General features: G+C 67.0%; 1 protein-coding gene. It reads right to left on the reverse strand.

Translation table 11 applies throughout. The features are described from left to right. Positions 1–7: 7 nt before the first annotated feature. Positions 8–1,132 (reverse strand): IS30 family transposase, encoded by a 1,125-nt coding sequence (locus AB0C15_RS32575; RefSeq protein ID WP_357358607.1) that lies wholly within the window; start codon positions 1,130–1,132, stop codon positions 8–10. Positions 1,133–1,150: the final 18 nt, after the last annotated feature.

The following is a 1,150-nucleotide window of genomic DNA, read 5'->3' on the forward strand; positions in this document are numbered from 1 at the left end:
GGCGGTTTCAAGCGGCGGTTGCAACCAGGTGTTTGTGGAGTACCTCGGCTGGATTCTGCCAGTCGAGGGTTTGGCGTGGCCGTGCGTTGAGTTCGCGGGCGACGGCGTCGAGGTCGTCTTGGCTCCAGGTGCGGAAGTCGGTGCTGGAGCGGGGGAAGTACTGGCGCAGGAGACCGTTGGTGTTCTCGTTGCTGCCGCGTTGCCACGGTGAGTGGGGGTCGCAGAAGTAGACCTTGCAGTCGGTGGCGAGGGTGAACACGGGATGCTGGATCATCTCGATGCCCTGGTCCCAGGTCAGGGTCTTGCGCAACTCGGCTGGCAGGCGACGCATCAGGCCGGTGAGGGTGTCGATGACCTGTTCACTGACCCGCGATTCGGGCAGCGCGCCGAGCATCACGTATCGGGTGGCCCGCTCGACCAGGGTGATGATCGCGCTGGAACCTCGGGCGCCGATGACCAGGTCACCTTCCCAGTGCCCCGGCACGGCCCGATCTTCGACTTCCGCCGGGCGAGTCGAGATGTGAAAATCACGCACCCAGGGCCGGCCTCGGGCCGCGCTGGCCTGACGCGACTGCGCCCGGCGCTGCGCCCGACCCGAACGCAACGCGACCTGCCGGGTCAACTCCTGACGCATGCCACCGCGGGCCTGGAAGTAGATCGCCTGGTAGATCGTCTCGTGTGACACCCACATCTCCGGCCTGTCAGGGAACTCCCGCCGCAACGACCGGGCGATCTGTTGCGGCGAGTGCCGCTGCCCCAGGCGATCCTTGACCGTCTGCCACAACGACGGCCACGCCCGCCCCCACCTCGGACGCAACGTGCCCTCACGAGGACGCCGCGCCCGCGCATCCGCCTTGCTCTGAGCGTTGCGGTGAGAGTACTTCCACCGATACACACCACCCCAACCCTTCGGATAGCCCACCCCGGCCACATACCCCGGAGCCGGACCATGCGGGTGCCGCTGACCCTCCGGCACCCGACCCCCAGTGCCACAGTGATTACGCGACAACTCACGCCACACCGTCGAGCGATCCCGCCCGATCACCGCCGCGATCTGCGGACAGCTCATCCCCTGACCGAACAACACCTCAATCTGCGCCCGCTCCGCGGACGACAACCTCTGCCCCGGCATGACTCCTCATCCTGACGA

Origin of the sequence: Micromonospora sp. NPDC048835 (assembly GCF_040649995.1) — a bacterium.
GTDB lineage: Bacteria > Actinomycetota > Actinomycetes > Mycobacteriales > Micromonosporaceae > Micromonospora.